The sequence below is a fragment of the Ralstonia sp. 22111 genome, assembly GCF_052045895.1.
In the GTDB taxonomy this organism is placed as follows: Bacteria; Pseudomonadota; Gammaproteobacteria; order Burkholderiales; family Burkholderiaceae; genus Ralstonia; species Ralstonia wenshanensis.
In genome coordinates, this window is the sequence record NZ_JBQEPR010000007.1 from 288,318 (window position 1) to 303,308 (window position 14,991).

The window sequence follows — 14,991 nt, forward strand, 5'->3', positions numbered from 1 at the left end:
CGCCCGCACGGCGCTTACGAGCGCCAACGGGCGGGGCGCTTTTCCAGGAAGGCGTCAATGCCCTCGCCGGCGTCTTCTTCCATCATGTTGCGGGCCATGACATCGCCTGCGTAAGCGTAGGCGTCGGCAAGCGGCATCTGTCGCTGTCGATAGAACATCGCCTTGCCGTAGCGGATAGCGGTGGGGCTCTTCGAAACGATGTCCGCCACCTTGCGAGCCACGGCAGCATCCAGCTCCTCAGCCGGCACGGCCTCGTTGATGAGGCCCCAGTCGGCGGCCGTGGCGGCATCGATAAAGCGGCCCGTCACCAGCATGTCGAATGCGCGCTTCGCAAGCACGTTGCGCGACAACGCCACCGCAGGCGTCGAGCAGAACAGGCCGACGTTGATGCCCGACACCGCAAACCGCGCCGCATCAGAGGCAATGGCCAGGTCACAACTGCCAACCAACTGGCAACCCGCAGCGGTCGCCACGCCGTGCACGCGGGCGATGACCGGCACCGGCAGCGCCTGGATCGCCTGCATCACCACGCTGCATCGCGCAAACAGCGCCTGGTAATACGCAAGTTCAGGCGTGCCGCGCATTTCCCGCAAGTCGTGTCCGGCACAGAAGGCCTTGCCCTCGGCGCCGAGCACCACGCAGCGCACCGTCGCGTCTTGCGCAATGTCGTCCAGCACGCGCTGCAGCGCATCCAGCATGGCTTCGGATAACGCATTGAACTGCAAAGGCCGATTCAGCCGCAGGGTGACGACACCGTCGCGGTCATCACGCAGGACGGGTGCGTCGGTGGCGGCGTTGGTGGTGGGGTGGGGTTGCATGCGCGCTCCTTTGCAGGTGAGTGCTCTGGGGTGGGCACCAGTCTATCTTCGCCGGGCAGGCACCGCACTCAGGCTTTGCCAGTAGGTGCCGGCTGGCCGCCGGCGACGCCAGACCTGAAAGGCCTACCCCTTCGCCGCTTTGACATTGGGCGGGCGGCTGACTATCACGCGTCTATAAGAGGTCGGGCGGCGCCGCCCCCCAAAAATGCGCGGGGGCGCACCATTGAAGACGGCCGCCTGGCAACAATCACATCGCACTCGCACCGCAAGTCACACCACAAGCGAACGAGTGACACAGTCAGCGCAAAAGGGGGCCAACGTGATGTCGGAAACGCTGGACATGCAGCGGGGCTTGTTGCTGAGCCTCTCTCCAGGACGCCGGACGTACTGGATGGCGCAGGCGGTGGCGTTGCTGTCGCTGGTGGTTTTGGTGTCGGCCGTGCCGTTCGCCAAGGTGCAACTGGCGCATCTTCCCTCGTTCGTGCCGCTTTACGAATCGGCCCTCATCCTCAATGACCTGATTACCGCCGCGCTGCTCTTTGGGCAGTTCGCCATCACGCGGTCGCGCGCCATGCTGGCCCTCGCCAGTGGCTACCTGTTCACAGCGGCCACTGCGGTGGGGCTCTTGCTATCGTTTCCGGGGCTGTTCGCGTCCGGCGGCCTGCTCGGCGCGGGGCCGCAGAGCACCGCGTGGATCTACATGTTCTGGCACGCGGGCTTTCCATTGTTTGTCATCGCTTACGCCGTGCTGAAGGCGCGCGAAGAGCAGGAGCCCGACCGCTTCCCGGCTCATACGCTCACGCGACAGACGGCGTTGGGCACGATGGCGGCCGTGCTGGGCGCAGCGGCCGCCTGCGTGGCGCTGGCCACCGCCGGCGAACACCTGCTGCCCACCATCATGGCCGCCAACCGCTACACGCCGACCATGTGGATCGTGGCCGGCGGCACATGGTGCTTTTGCGTGGTCGCGCTGGTCGTGCTCTGGCGCAGCCGCCCGCACCTGACGCTCGATATCTGGCTGATGGTGGTGCTGTGCGTGTGGATCTGCGATGTCGCGCTCAGCGCCGTATTCAACGGCGGGCGCTATGACCTCGGCTTCTATGCCGGCCGCGTGTTCGGGCTATTGGGCGCGAGCTTTGTGCTGTTGCTGTTGCTGATCGAGAACACGGTGCTGCACTCCCGATTGGCAGCGGCACGGGCAGAACTCAGGCGGCTGGCGGCGAGCAATATGGGGGATCGGCAAGGCTGACAGCCGCGCCGGACCGAGTTGGCGTGGAGCGAAGTGCGAGTGACCAGCGGAGGTGCTTACTTCTGCAACGTCCTCTTTGCTTCCTGGCCGCCCCACCGCATCGCATAACGCGTCACCATCCCACGCAACACCCCCACCATGTACTCCTGGTGCCTCGCCTCCTGCGTAGGATCGCTCCAATGCGGCACCGGGTACCGCTCACCCTGCAAGTTGACGCGCTGCGCATCGGCCATCCGCTGACGCCACTCCTGCAGCACCTGGTCGAGTTGCGCGTCGTCGTTCTGATACCAGGCCTGCACCACCCGATCGCCCAGCAGGCGTTGCCGCAGGCGGTCGCGCTGTTCGCGCCAGACGGCGATGCGTTCGATATCTACAGTGGCGGCCTGCATGTCGCTGCTCAGGTGCTGGGCTGTCAGCAGCTCGTCATGCGCGTGCATGTACGCCTGATAGCGTTCGGCCAACCGGACGGCCTCCGCCGACGCAGTGGGTGGGAGTTTGCTGCTGAGATAAGCCTTCAACTGTTCAGCGCGATCATCGTCGTGCTTGAGAAGGAACGTGTTGAACACGTTCAGCAAAGCGGTGTCCACGACCAGTGTCTGCTGCGCTGTGATGGTGAGCGCAGGAGCATCGCCCCCTCCGGCTGACGTTGTGATCGGCATGCGGTTGGGTGCGGGCGATATGAGATCGGCGCCAGATGCGTGCGGCTCAACCGCTGCAGGGTTTTCCGATTCAGGCAGCCGCGTCGTCATTACGCCAATCGACAAGCCGACGACGGCCGCACCGACCGCAACGGCGCTCAGATGCCAGGTGCGCCGGTCGCGCAGGGGTTCAGTCTGGATTCGCATTGAAGGCGCCCGCGCCATGCAGGACCGTAAGACGCCACTGCATGGCAAGGTACGTGCGGCCGATCAGAACGAACAGCTCGGCACACTGCCCGACATCGTGAAGCTCGACGTAGTCACGCCGGTGCCCGACGGCACATCGTTCGACTTGTACAGGCCGACATTGGCGTACTGGTCACCGCTTTGCGCCGTGGCATCCAGGCTGACGTTGGCCAGGTACGCGTTGACCGGGAAGCTCACGTTGCGGCCGTCGATCTTCGTGTACGCACCCGACACCGATTGCGTGGAGTACGCACCGTTGACCACGATGTTCGACAGCGACGGGCTGCCGCCGGTCGTGCACGCGTTGTAGTTCGTGTCCATCACAATCAGATGCTTCACGCCGGTCATGCAGGTGTTGACATAGCTCACCTGCTTGACCGTGAGGGAGCACGGCCCCGTCTTCACGTTGATGCCGTTGTTGTTGGTGGACTGCGTGCCGCTCAGGTCATTGCCGTACACGTAGTTGTTCGTGAACAGGATGTTCGACACGGTGTTCTGGTCGATGCTGCCCACCGACAGGCCATGCGTGCCGTGCAGCCGCGTGTTCGACACCGTCACGTTGGAAATGTCGCCCGAGTTGGTCTTGACGGCAATGCCATCGTCTCCGGCCTCGATATCGGATCGCGTGACGGTGGCGTTGGTCAGGCTGTCGATGTCGATGCCGTCTGCGTTCTTGCGCGTGGCCGGCGTGCGGATGGACACACCCCACGCGGTAAAGCCGTTGCCGCCTTCCACATACAGGTTCGGGTGCGCAGCCTGTGCCAGCGTGACGTTGTAGACGGTGAAGTTCGTGATGTTGCTCGCCTGCACGAGGCGCGGCGTGCCGGTGATGATGTCGCCACGGCCATCCACCGTGCCCGGACCCATGAGCGATGCATTGGTGCCCGTAAACGACAGCAAGTTGGCGTTGCCGCTGTAGCTGTCGTTGCCGAACAGCGTCACGCCGGAATTGATGACGAGCCCCGCTCCGCTGATAGACAGGCTGCCCGTATAAAACGCGTCATTCGATCCGGAAGCGGCCAGCACCACGCTCTTGCCGGTGCCTTTGCAGTTGGTCAGTGCCTGCTGAATGACGCTGGTGTCGTCAGCCGAAGACGATGGCGGCGACGCGCGCTGCGCGCTTGAATACCGCGCGTTGATCGTCGTGCAGATACCCGGATACGTCGGCTGCGTGACAGTGCGGCTGTCTCCCGTGGCCAACGTCTGCGCACCGGCGGAGCCCGCAGCGCCGGCAGCCAACAAGGATGCGGCCAGGATCAACCCGACCTTGGTTTGCATGTTCATCGATGTCTCACTCCTGTCTTGGTGTTCGGCACCGGAAGGGCAGCGTGTCGGTGCCACCTGGGCAAACCGCACCCTCGATTCACGATATATCAATGCATATTCATTGGTATATCAGTGAGGAAAATTGAGGATTCAACCGGAACCCGGCTCGATTGGCGTTTTGCCGCCGAAGACCTGTTCACAAATACGAAAGCTCACCGCCGTATCGCCCGGCTGAAGGGTGACGCCACGGCGCCAGTTACCTAAGATGCTGCGCTCCCGACGGGTTGCTACAAGCGGCCATGCCGGGTCCGACGGTCATGCGCAACACTACGTGCATGGCCGTCAACCTCTGGCCACTACTCAGTGCAACCCACTCCCGATGTCGAAGATCAGCAGCGCGAACGGTATCCCGCCGCGGCATGACAGCCCGCATGACGGGCCGCACGCAGGGCGCCCGACGCGCGTTGCACCTTCGCCCGCCTGCATCCCCCGGGCGCCGGGCCCTGGCCTCACGCAACTGCCCAAACCCACCGCTGCACGCCAACCCGCCGCGCCAACCCGCGTCAAAGCCTTGCGGACACTCGAAACGCGGCAGCGCCTGCACCGCTTGCGCAAAGAACTCGGCAAGATCGACCCACCACCCGGCTGCGCCCAAGACGCCCATGCCGACATCCTCGCGGCCATGGCACGCGCGGGCTTGGGCGGCTGGACATTGCCCGCCCTCACCGACCCCGCCAATGCGCGCCATGCAGATGGATCGGTGACGGTGTCGCTGGTGTCGCACACCATCGTCTTCAACGTCGGGGGCGCGTTCCGCATCATCGACCTGCTGCCGCCTGGCAGCGTGTACTTCGAGTTGGCCGGGCGCGACGGCACAGCGTTTGTGCTGCCGTGCGGCTGTGCCCCCGTCGCGGCCCATTAACGCACGGCACCACTGCGTTTAGAGGCTCGTCCCGATATCTCAACAATTCTCGCCTCAGGGTTATCCGCCATTTCGGCCGGCCCTCACCTTTTCGACACTCCTGCCACACCACCAATAAAACAAGGGGCGGAGACAGGTATGGACCGGAGGCAATTCGTACGGAGTTCAGTAGCACTGGGCGGCGCAATGATGCTGTCGCCCATGGCGCGCGCGGCGGAGGCCGGCGTGTTTGCAGACAAGATCGTCTTTGGGCAGACGGTCGGGTTCGACAGCGTGTGGGGCGGGCTGTACAAGAACTACACCAATGGGCTGCTGGCCGGCTTCGAGCAAGTCAACGCCCAGGGCGGCGTAGCCGGCCGCAAGCTGGTCGTCAAGCGGCTCGAAGACAACTACCTGCCCGACAAGGCCGTGGCCAACGTCAAGACGCTCATGCAGGAAGGCGTGTTCGGGCTGGTGTGCATGGGCGGCACCGGCAACACCATCGCCGCATTGCCGCTGCTGGAGCAATACCGCCTGCCGATGGTGGGCGCCATGACAGGCGCCACCGCCGCGCGCAAAGCCAGCGCACCGCTGTTCCACACGCGCGCCAGCTACGCCGACGAAGTCACGAAGATGGTGCAGCACGCCACCACCATCGGGCTCAAGCGCGTGGCCGTGGTCTACCAGGACAACCCCTTCGGCTCCGGCAATGCCGACGCTGCCAAAGCCGCCGCCAGCAAGTTCGGTGCGCAGATCGTTGCGCTCATTCCGCACAACGCCAAGGGCGACGACATCGACATGGTGGTCGACAAGATTGCCGCCGCCAACCCGCAGACCACGCTGCTGTTTACGTCGCCCGCCTCCGTGGCCGACATGCTGATGCGCTATCAGGCCAAGCACGGCCCCGTGCCATTGCCGCAGCCGTGGATCCTGTCTGTTACCACGCCCAAGACCGTGTTCGAGAAGGCCGGCACGCTGGCCCATGGCGTGGCTGTCACGCAGGTCATGCCGGGCCCCAACGTGCGGACCCAGCCGCTGGTGCGCGCGTTTCGCGAGGCCAATGACAAGTTTGGCGACCACAACAACCAGACCTACGAAGCAGTGGAGGGCTTTCTCACCGCCCGCGTCATCGTGGAGGGCCTGCGCGCCTGCGGCAGCAACCCCACGCGCGAAGCCTTCATCCAGGCGCTGGAAGGCTTCGGCACACGCGACTTTGGCGGCGTGCGCGTCCATTACGACCGCAACAACCACGCCGGGCTGGATTACGTGGACGTAACCATGATCGGAAGTAACGGCCACCTGGTCGGCTGAATCATGCGCGGCTTGTGAGTTAAAGGGCTTGACGCCCACCCGCCGCCAAGGACGTTCAATCCGGCGGCGGGCACGTTGTTTTAGGTGACGGGCGTTGTAGGCCGATTGCCTCCCTCAGAAGAGTTACTCCCACACTTCCAACAACGCGCGCTAAAGAACCGGCGCGCCACCGCCGTTACCTGACAGTGGAGACAATCTCGGCAGGCCGGCGCGCAGCGGGATTGATATATCAGAACGGATACAACACAAGAGGAAGTCCCGCCATGCAATGGTTCGCCAGTCTCAAGTTAGGTCACAAGCTCATGGGCTTGTTGCTGCTCTGCGCAGCCACCACGGTGGTTGTTGGGGTGGTCGGTACCGTCAAGGTGCGTGAGCTCGCCACCATGCAAACGACGATGTACGAGAGCGAAGTCGTGCCCATCCGGCAGATTGGCACCGCCGCGTGGCAAGCGGCAGCGCACTATCGGCGGCTGTACGACTACGTCGTGAAGACCGACCCGAAGGGCCGCGAAGACACACTGGCATTCAACAAGGGCGGCGAGGCCGCCATCATCGCCGCGTTCGACTACGAACGTGCGCACCCGTTTGACGATCGGCAAAAGCAATTGCTGGCGGATTTTGATGCCACCTGGCCGATCTATCTTGCTTCCGTGCAGAAGGTGGAAAACCTGGCGCGCCAAGGCGACCAGCCCGCTGCGCTTGCCGAGATGCAAGCCAACACGGATGGCCTGCACGTGAAGATCCGCAAGATCCTGATCGAATTCTCCAACCTGCGCGATGCCTCGGCCAAAACACGCGCCGAAGCGGGCGTCGCACTCGTTGCCGGGGTCACGCGCTGGATTGTGGGTTGCGCGGCGGTAGGCGTGGGTATCGCGCTTGCGCTGGGTCTGGCCGTTGCCCGATCGATCGTGCGGCAGATCGGGGGCGAGCCTGCGCAGGTTGCGCGTGTGGTTGCGCAAATTGCCGGTGGCGACTTGCAAACACGTGTGGACACGCGTGCGGCCGACCGGCAGAGCATCCTGCATGCGATCGTGCAAATGCAGGGCAGCCTTGCAGCGGTGGTCGGGTCAATTCGCACGAGCACGGAATCGGTGTCTGTGGCATCGCGCGAGATTGCCAGCGGCAACGTTGATCTGTCCTCGCGCACGGAGCAGCAGGCCGCCTCGCTTGAGCAAACCGCATCGAGCATGACGCAGTTGACGCAAACCGTGAAGCAGAACGCAGACAACGCGCGCCAGGCCAATACACTCGCCGCACTCGCCACCGAAAAGGCAGACGCCGGCAACGACGCCATGCAAGGCATGGTCAGCACCATTGAAAAGATCAGCGGCAGCTCGACCAAGATCTCGGAGATCACGGGCGTAATCGAGGGCATCGCGTTCCAGACCAACATCCTCGCGCTCAATGCCGCGGTGGAAGCCGCACGTGCCGGCGAGCAAGGCCGCGGCTTTGCCGTGGTGGCCAGCGAGGTGCGCAGCCTTGCGCAGCGCTCTGCGTCCGCCGCCAAGGAGATCAAGACATTGATTGGCGCATCGGTCTCGATGATTCAGGACGGCGCAACGCAAGCCCTGGCCGTCGGCTCCACCATCGGGCAGGTGAAAGACGCGATCAAACGCGTGTCCGACATCGTGGGCGAGATCACCGCCGCGTCGGACGAGCAGACGCGCGGCATCGAGCAAGTCCACACCGCGATTCATCAGATGGACGAGGTGACGCAGCAGAACGCCGCGCTGGTGGAAGAGGCTGCTGCGGCTGCGCAATCGCTGGAGGAACAGGCGGGCAAGCTGAAAGACGTCGTGTCGGTGTTCAAGCTGGTGGGGGCGGGCTGATAAAGTCACCTCCTCTTTCTTGAAGCTCACCGATACAACGCGATGACGGTATCCCTGAGCCTGGACCCGCAGTTCTTCCACCTGCTGGCCGAGAGCCACCAACGGCTCGTCGGCACGCCGCTGATTGACAACGGTATCGCACCCGCCGATGCGGCCCGGTGGCTTTATGAAGACGCGCCCGTCTGGCTGCTGGCACCGCCGGTCACGTTCAACCCGATGCCGGGCACGCTGTTCCGGGGTCGGGCGCTGTAGCCCGCGGCTCAGCCCGCACGCCAATCCACCTGAATGGCAGCTTCTACAGCGAGTCGGGGTGTGGACCCCAGTCACGGTCATCCAAATGCAGGTTGTCCGCGCCAGGCGCGTCTGCGTCGAAGCGGCCCATGCCCGCCAGCAGCCGGTCGCACTCTGCGTCGGGTGCCTGCTTGAGATACGCAATTGCGCGATCCAGGTAGACAAGACGCTTGTGCTCGATCGAGGCACTGAACGTCAGGTTCTTGATCTGTACCTCCATTTCGGGAAGGTTGTCTTGCATGAAGCGGGTGTGCACGGGCTTGTCGTAGCGCGTGGTGACATGGCTGTCGAACCGCTCCATCAAGGACTGCTCCGCTTTATTGACGCTGGCATGACAGTGCGCCGCCGGGTTGGCTTTCAGCCAATCCTTCAACGTCGTTCTGGACTGCGAGTGCTTGACGAACGCTGGTGGAAGAACGCCTTTTCCATCCAACACGCGCACCTTGCCCTTGCCGGCAAGCAGTTCAGCGTCTTGTCCGAGCGCCGTCTTGATTGGCTTTTTGCCCAGATTCTGCTCATGCAGCGCATCGAGCATTGGCGCACTGTCAGCCAGTTTGGAAGCCGCCGACAGGGCAAAAATGCCGCAATCGTTCGTCGACTTCTGCGTATCTACCGCAAGGACCGACAGCGTGACATCCGACTTCAGGGCTTTCTTCAGCAGGGGAAGACTTTGCCGCTCGTATTTCTGGCGCGTCGAGTCTTGCAGGTTCTGTGTGGCGTCTTTCAAGCTGAGAGGCTCGATCACGATGACCGATGTCTTTCCGCCAACGCGGCGCACGTCGGCGGCCACATAGTGGGCCTCATTTCCCGGCATGGGAAAGATCACCCGCGCGTTTGCAGGACGCTTCGCCTTGAGCCAACTGGCGAAGTCCTCGTTGGGCGATAGCAGCGTCAGGTTCAGGTTGGGCGTACGTGCGTTTTCTGCCGCAACAATGGCGGGCAGCATCGCGATTTCATACTTGCCATCCGTCGGACCCGGTGACCAATTGCCCTGCTGAAGCGCCTGAAAATGGGCCTTCACCTGCTCCGCTTGGTGCACCGCTGCCTGTCTGGCAGGCGACTCCACATCGCCGTGCTCCGGTTGCGGTGCATGGGCGATCAGGCCCGCGCCAAAGCCCACGTCGTGCAACGGCACGCGCAACACTTCGGCTGACGCCCCTGGTCCCTCGCCGCGCCGGAACCGCAGTTCTACGCCGGCGTCCTGAGGGAGGCTTTGCCGCAGCCTGGCAAGACCAGGGCCCCGGACAGCCGCCAGCCTCGCCTCTGGCGCCGCGAGCGATACGTCCCTGGCCGCAGCTGCGGCGGTGCGCGGGTGCCCCATCACCCGCCGCTTCAGGCCACTGAGCAATGCCCCGGCGCTGCGGGCGGCTGGCTTCTTGTGCGCTTCGGCAGTTTGCGGCAGGGCCTCGCCGCCTCTCGCACTCGAAGGCAGGTTGGATGGGGCGCTGGATGTGATGGCGCGTGACACGCTGGGCTCCACTTGGAATTCTGTATTCGGCTTCATTGCATCCGACTTGCCGCATGACATGGTGCCCGGTAGCGCAAACATCGAGCGAATAGCGAAAGCACCATGCGGGCGGAAGTGAGTTGAAACACCAGCGTGGCCGATTGATAGAATTTGGCCGCCCCTCTTGAAGACGACCGATACAACGCGATGACGGCATCCCTAAGCCTGGACCCGCAGTTCTTCCACCTCCTTGCCGACAGCCACCAACGGCTGGTTGGCGCGCCGCTGTTCGACAGCACCATCGCGCGCGCTGATGCGGCCCGGTGGCTTTACGAAGACGCGCCGTTCTGCGTGCTGGCACACAACACCGATGCCGACCCGCGCTTCATCTATGCAAACCGCGCCGCGCAGCGCTGCTTTGAATACGATTGGAACGGCATCACAGCGTTGCGCTCGCGTTTTTCGGCCGAGCAGCCGAACCGCGAAGAACGCGCGCAGTTGCTCGAAGCGGTCCGCACCCGTGGGTTCGCCACGGGGTATCGCGGCGTGCGCATCTCGCGCTCCGGCAGGCGGTTCTGGATCGAGGGCGGCACCGTGTGGAATCTCGTCGACAGCGACGGTGTGTACCACGGGCAAGCTGCCACCTTCCACCAATGGCATGACGTGTGATTTGCGGGGCGAAAGCGCACGCGCAGATCGGCTTAGCATTCACCACGCGATACAACAACAACGTACGTTTCAAAAGGGGTAGGAGTTGTCGAAAAAGATCCTCTCGCTGGTCTTGGCCTGCGCTTGCAGCATGAGCCAGGCGGCCTTCGGACAAATCTCAATGGCAGCGCCCCTGACGGACGCGCCGCAAAGCGAAGCGCTCCAGGCTGAAGTCATTCAAGCGGGCACACCTCAAGCGGAAGCGCCCATGCCGGAAGCCCCGCAAGCCGAAGCGCCCGCCCCGGAGCCCACCCCAAAAGCCGAGCCCATCGCCAAGGTCGAACAAAGCTATTGGGAAGCGGAAGGCCTCAGCGCGCGAATGCGCAAGGCGCGTGCGATCACGCTGTATCTGCTGGACCCGGCAATGGCATCGCTCAAGGCCGTGGACGAAGCGCAACTGAAAGACACCGGCTGCGAATACATCACCGAAGACGCCGCGCTCATCGCCAACTTTGTTGATTCCATCGAGCGCAACAGCGTGCGCAGTAACTCGTTCGCACTGCAGTTCGAGCCTCGCGAAGCCGTCTACCTGGCACTCGGCGGCGGCAGCGAGATGAAGCTGCTGTTTGAGAAGCCCTACCAGAACCAATCGGAAGTGCTCGGGCAGATCAATGGTCAGCCGGTCACGGTCGGCAAGAGCCTGGTGGAAGGCTTGTACCGATGGGCCGCGAGGGTTGACCGCGTCCGTCGCTGCGAAAACTTTGTAGGCAAGTACCGCTAAGCCACACACACGCCCTCAAAGCACAGGCGCCAACGCCCGCAGATTGGCATCCAGCACAAACTGCTGACACACGCTCGGCGCCAGCGGTCGGCTGAAGAAGTACCCCTGAAACCGATCGCACCCAAGGGCTGACAGGCGCTTGAGCTGCTGTTCAGTCTCCACCCCTTCCACCACCGTCGACAGGTTCAGCGTACGGCTCAGGCTGGCAATGCTGCGCACGATGTGCTCGTTGACGCTGCCCGCGCTCACGTCGGCCAGAGAGCGGTCGATCTTCACGGTGTCCAGCGGCAGTTCGCGCAGGTAGTGCAGCGACGTATGGCCCATCCCGAAATCATCCAGCGCGACTTTCACACCGGCCTCGCGCAGCTGCTTCAGGTTGCCGATGGCGTTGATGTCCGGCAGCAGCATCGTCGATTCAGTGATCTCCAGTTCAAGCTGCGTGGCCGACAACCCTTCGCGCTGCAGGATGTCGAGCACGTTCCGGTACAACCTGCAGTTCAGCAACTGCCGTGGCGACAGATTCACGGCGACCACGAAATCGTCCGGCAAGATATCGCGCCAGGCAGCGCGCTGGCGGCATGCGAGCGACAGGATGCGTAGGCCGAGTTGGTCGATCTGGCCGATGTCATCGGCCAGCGCCACGACGATCGGCGGGGCCACGCGCCCCAGCACCGGATGCTGCCACCGCAGCAGCGCCTCGGCCCCAAACACGCGCCCGGTGGTGCAATCCACCTGCGGCTGAAACTCCAGAAAGATCTGGCCTTCCTTCTTGATGGCGGCTTCCAGGTCGCTGGCCAGCGCCACCGCCATGCGGCCTTCGTCGCCGGGCAGGTCCAGACAGCGCCGGCACTTCAGGCTCACTTCGGGCGACTCGACAATCCGCAGCAAAGACGCAAGCACATCCTGACTGCGCCGTGCGGACAGCACATCCGCCATGCGCACAAACGGCAGGTAAATGACCGCGCCCACCGCCAGGCCGATGAGCTGCACCACCGCGCCCCACACCGAGCCGGTAGCCGCGTAGCCGCTGAACAGCGCCGGGGTGGTCCACGCCACGGGGTAGCCGGTCTTGGGCATCAGGTCCGCAATGGTGGCCGCATAGGCAATCAGGATCTGCACCAGCGGCGTGAGCAGAAACGGAATCGCATAGACCGGGTTGAGCACCAGCGGCAACCCGAACAGCAAGGGCTCGTTCACGTTGAACAGCGCCGGCAGCATGACAACCAGCGCCATCTTGCGGCCGCGCAGCGTGCGCCTGGACATCAGCAGCGCCAGGATCAGGCTGAGCGTGCCGCCCGAGCCTCCCATGCGCGCGAACACCGCGAAGAAGTGATAGGTAAAGATGAACTGCGGCTGGCCTCCACTGGCAGCCGCCGCCGCATTGGCCTGCGTGGCGGGCTCCAGGATGTGCTGGTGCACCGCGTACAGCGCGTTCGGCCCGTGGATGCCGAACAGCCAGAGGACCTGCGCCACGGTTTCGTAGCCCAAGCCAAACAGCAGGCTGTTAGCCACTTCCGAATACGGCGCCGCAAGCAGCGCGCCAAATGCCGCCGTGAGCTGCGGCCAGCCCGCCCAGGCCATGACGGCTTTGAGCAAGGCAAACGTCAGGATCGTCAGCATGCCGGCCGGCATGACCGACAGCACATCGCCCACCAGCAGATCGTTACTCAAGTGATGGGACGGAATGCGCAAACGGCGGATGCCGCACAGCTTCAGAAACAGGCTGCCGCCCAGCGACGCAACCAGCAATGCGCCAAACAGCCCCTGCCCCAGCGAGAGCGATGCCATCAAAGACGCATCCGCATCCGGCGCGATGAGCGTAAAGAAGCACGACACCACCACCACGGCCGCCACCGTCGGGTTGACCACGCGATGCCCACCGCGCTGGTTGTACAACTGCGCCAACACATCGGCAAACCCGAACAACGCAACCAACGAACCGATGCCGACCGTGCCCGCCAGCACGCTGTCGCAAAACGCATCCAGCCGTGCGCCAAAGGCCTCCATCAACACCTGCCGCATGCCGGCGGTGGGCGGATTGCGCAACAGCAGCGCCAGCGCGCCCACCATGATGAGCGGCAAAGAGAGCGCCAGCCCGCGCCGAATGGCAATGAAATACGGCCCACGGTCGAAGCGCTCGGCAGCGCTCAACAACCTCAGCCAGGGCGATAGCGCCTGCGTCGTCATAGGACTGGATTTTGTTCGAGGTGAGTCGGCAACATCCCCGGTCGCCCGGAGCGTTGCCTATCGGGCTATGCATCGTAATCGACACGAAGCGGCGTGCGCTGAAGCGAAACTCCTTACGCAATACGCAAAAATGCTCACCTGCCCATGGCAAGCTTTGTGCAATACCTAGGGGAAACCCGAAGCCCTGACGCGCCACTTGCACCAGGCGCGCACCACATCAAGGCATCGGCACCAACATGGCGCCCGCCCTATGTACGGCGCGCCCCAGAATCTGCAACGATCTTGCTTATGTCGATTTCCCTTCGTGCGCCCCGCACCGTGAAACTCCCTGCCCCCTTGCTTTCCCTGCTCCGCCTTGTGCGCGACCCGCACCGGCGCTATCGGCATGCCCGGTACATCCACGCAACGCGCGTCGGCCTGGGCGTGCTGCTCTCCATTGCTGTCACGTCGGGCTTTGGATGGCCGCATGGCGAGTGGGCCACCATCTCGCTGCTGATCGTCATTGCCGGCCTGCAGCACCACGGCAACATCCGCAAGCGCGCGGCAGAGCGTGCGTGGGGCACCCTCATCGGCGCCGTGGCGGGCCTGTTGATCATCGTTCAGCAGACGTGGCTCGGGCACCTGCCGCTCACCTACGCGCTCACGGCCATCGCGTGCGGCGTCTGCGCGTATCACGCCATCGGCAAGGGCGGCTATATCGCGCTGCTCGCCGCCATCACGCTCGTCATCGTGGTGGGCCATGGCGACAACAACCTGCTCGACGGCGCCTGGCGCACGCTCAACGTGCTGGTGGGGATTGCGATTGCGCTGCTGTTCTCGTTTGCGCTGCCGCTGTATGCCACGTATTCGTGGCGCTACCGGCTGGCCGATGCGCTACGCGAATGCGCCAGGGCGTATGCCAACCTCGGCCACACCAGTGAAGCCCCGGGCGAGCGCAGCAAGCAGCTCGGCAAGCTCAACACGCTGCTGGTGCAACTGCGCTCGCTCATGCCGTCGGTGTCCAAAGAGATTGACGTGCCCGTCGAGCGCCTGGAGAACATCCAGCGCAGCCTGCGCATCTGCATCAGCACGCTCGAACTGCTCAATGCAACCCACGGGACGATGGGCCAACCCAGCGGCGGCGCACTGCCCGGCGTGGGTGCGCGGCGCATCCGCGACACGCTGATCGGCATGTCGCGGGCACTGCGGTTCGGCACGGTGGCGCGCCTGGCTCGGCCACGCGCGGCCGACCGCGCCGAGGTAAGCCCCGCACCCGGCACGCCCACTGTGGAAAGCGCGCTGGCCGAAGGCTTTGCCAACGAGATCGAGAACCTCCGACGGCAACTGCTGGCGATTGCGCCGCAGTGGAATATCGGGTGAAGCGGGGGCGCCCGCCTAGG

At 64.0% G+C, this 14,991-nt stretch carries 13 protein-coding genes; 8 read left to right on the forward strand and 5 right to left on the reverse strand.

The window, feature by feature from the left end; translation table 11 throughout:
- Positions 1-14: 14 nt before the first annotated feature.
- Positions 15-818, reverse strand: coding sequence for an enoyl-CoA hydratase (locus ACTJK4_RS18955; RefSeq protein ID WP_316869450.1), 804 nt, complete (start codon positions 816-818; stop codon positions 15-17).
- Between the two features lie 322 nt (positions 819-1,140).
- Here ACTJK4_RS18955 and ACTJK4_RS18960 point away from each other — a divergent pair, with 322 nt between their 5' ends.
- Entirely contained in the window at positions 1,141-2,067 is a 927-nt protein-coding gene (locus ACTJK4_RS18960; RefSeq protein WP_440818651.1) for an MASE4 domain-containing protein, read from the forward strand.
- A gap of 56 nt (positions 2,068-2,123) precedes the next feature.
- On the opposite strand, the gene ACTJK4_RS18965 is transcribed toward ACTJK4_RS18960, so the two are convergent.
- Positions 2,124-2,816, reverse strand: a complete 693-nt coding sequence (locus ACTJK4_RS18965; protein ID WP_440077561.1) for a hypothetical protein — start codon at positions 2,814-2,816, stop codon at positions 2,124-2,126.
- A 159-nt stretch (positions 2,817-2,975) separates the two neighbouring features.
- Positions 2,976-4,235 carry a glycosyl hydrolase family 28 protein gene (locus tag ACTJK4_RS18970; protein WP_440818652.1) on the reverse strand — a complete coding sequence of 420 codons (1,260 nt, stop codon included), beginning with the start codon at positions 4,233-4,235 and terminating at the stop codon, positions 2,976-2,978.
- 361 nt (positions 4,236-4,596) lie between these two features.
- Between ACTJK4_RS18970 and ACTJK4_RS18975 the strand changes: the two genes are divergently transcribed.
- From ACTJK4_RS18975 to ACTJK4_RS18990, 4 genes are all read left to right on the forward strand, one after another.
- Positions 4,597-5,139 carry a hypothetical protein gene (locus ACTJK4_RS18975; RefSeq protein ID WP_440818653.1) on the forward strand — a complete coding sequence of 181 codons (543 nt, stop codon included), beginning with the start codon at positions 4,597-4,599 and terminating at the stop codon, positions 5,137-5,139.
- Positions 5,140-5,277: 138 nt separating this feature from the next.
- Positions 5,278-6,429: an ABC transporter substrate-binding protein gene (locus ACTJK4_RS18980; protein ID WP_440818654.1), complete on the forward strand. Its 1,152-nt coding sequence runs from the start codon at positions 5,278-5,280 to the stop codon at positions 6,427-6,429.
- 263 nt (positions 6,430-6,692) lie between these two features.
- Positions 6,693-8,258: a methyl-accepting chemotaxis protein gene (locus tag ACTJK4_RS18985; RefSeq protein ID WP_440818655.1), complete on the forward strand. Its 1,566-nt coding sequence runs from the start codon at positions 6,693-6,695 to the stop codon at positions 8,256-8,258.
- A gap of 42 nt (positions 8,259-8,300) precedes the next feature.
- Positions 8,301-8,510 carry a hypothetical protein gene (locus ACTJK4_RS18990; protein WP_440818656.1) on the forward strand — a complete coding sequence of 70 codons (210 nt, stop codon included), beginning with the start codon at positions 8,301-8,303 and terminating at the stop codon, positions 8,508-8,510.
- Between the two features lie 43 nt (positions 8,511-8,553).
- Here ACTJK4_RS18990 and ACTJK4_RS18995 read toward each other — a convergent pair whose 3' ends face one another.
- Positions 8,554-10,017 carry a YopJ family acetyltransferase gene (locus ACTJK4_RS18995; RefSeq protein ID WP_440818657.1) on the reverse strand — a complete coding sequence of 488 codons (1,464 nt, stop codon included), beginning with the start codon at positions 10,015-10,017 and terminating at the stop codon, positions 8,554-8,556.
- A gap of 186 nt (positions 10,018-10,203) precedes the next feature.
- On the opposite strand from ACTJK4_RS18995, the gene ACTJK4_RS19000 reads away from it, so the two are divergent.
- Positions 10,204-10,665 (forward strand): MEKHLA domain-containing protein, encoded by a 462-nt coding sequence (locus tag ACTJK4_RS19000; protein ID WP_440818658.1) that lies wholly within the window; start codon positions 10,204-10,206, stop codon positions 10,663-10,665.
- A 160-nt stretch (positions 10,666-10,825) separates the two neighbouring features.
- Positions 10,826-11,425: a hypothetical protein gene (locus ACTJK4_RS19005; RefSeq protein ID WP_440818659.1), complete on the forward strand. Its 600-nt coding sequence runs from the start codon at positions 10,826-10,828 to the stop codon at positions 11,423-11,425.
- Between the two features lie 15 nt (positions 11,426-11,440).
- Here the strand turns inward: ACTJK4_RS19005 and ACTJK4_RS19010 are convergent, their stop codons facing one another.
- Positions 11,441-13,612, reverse strand: coding sequence for a PTS sugar transporter subunit IIC/EAL domain-containing protein (locus tag ACTJK4_RS19010; protein ID WP_440818660.1), 2,172 nt, complete (start codon positions 13,610-13,612; stop codon positions 11,441-11,443).
- Positions 13,613-13,900: 288 nt separating this feature from the next.
- Between ACTJK4_RS19010 and ACTJK4_RS19015 the strand changes: the two genes are divergently transcribed.
- Positions 13,901-14,971 (forward strand): FUSC family protein, encoded by a 1,071-nt coding sequence (locus ACTJK4_RS19015; protein ID WP_414561540.1) that lies wholly within the window; start codon positions 13,901-13,903, stop codon positions 14,969-14,971.
- Positions 14,972-14,991: the final 20 nt, after the last annotated feature.

Excerpts from the sequence above, each read along its gene's own strand:
- ACTJK4_RS19010 (WP_440818660.1), bottom strand. The coding sequence starts at position 13,612 with ATGACGACGCAGGCGCTATCGCCCTGGCTGAGGTTGTTGAGCGCTGCC.
- ACTJK4_RS19015 (WP_414561540.1), top strand. The coding sequence starts at position 13,901 with ATGTCGATTTCCCTTCGTGCGCCCCGCACCGTGAAACTCCCTGCCCCC.
- ACTJK4_RS18975 (WP_440818653.1), top strand. The coding sequence starts at position 4,597 with ATGTCGAAGATCAGCAGCGCGAACGGTATCCCGCCGCGGCATGACAGC.
- ACTJK4_RS18960 (WP_440818651.1), top strand. The coding sequence starts at position 1,141 with ATGTCGGAAACGCTGGACATGCAGCGGGGCTTGTTGCTGAGCCTCTCT.
- ACTJK4_RS18965 (WP_440077561.1), bottom strand. The coding sequence starts at position 2,816 with ATGACGACGCGGCTGCCTGAATCGGAAAACCCTGCAGCGGTTGAGCCG.
- ACTJK4_RS18985 (WP_440818655.1), top strand. The coding sequence starts at position 6,693 with ATGCAATGGTTCGCCAGTCTCAAGTTAGGTCACAAGCTCATGGGCTTG.
- ACTJK4_RS19005 (WP_440818659.1), top strand. The coding sequence starts at position 10,826 with ATGGCAGCGCCCCTGACGGACGCGCCGCAAAGCGAAGCGCTCCAGGCT.
- ACTJK4_RS18980 (WP_440818654.1), top strand. The coding sequence starts at position 5,278 with ATGGACCGGAGGCAATTCGTACGGAGTTCAGTAGCACTGGGCGGCGCA.
- ACTJK4_RS18970 (WP_440818652.1), bottom strand. The coding sequence starts at position 4,235 with ATGAACATGCAAACCAAGGTCGGGTTGATCCTGGCCGCATCCTTGTTG.
- ACTJK4_RS19000 (WP_440818658.1), top strand. The coding sequence starts at position 10,204 with ATGACGGCATCCCTAAGCCTGGACCCGCAGTTCTTCCACCTCCTTGCC.
- ACTJK4_RS18955 (WP_316869450.1), bottom strand. The coding sequence starts at position 818 with ATGCAACCCCACCCCACCACCAACGCCGCCACCGACGCACCCGTCCTG.
- ACTJK4_RS18990 (WP_440818656.1), top strand. The coding sequence starts at position 8,301 with ATGACGGTATCCCTGAGCCTGGACCCGCAGTTCTTCCACCTGCTGGCC.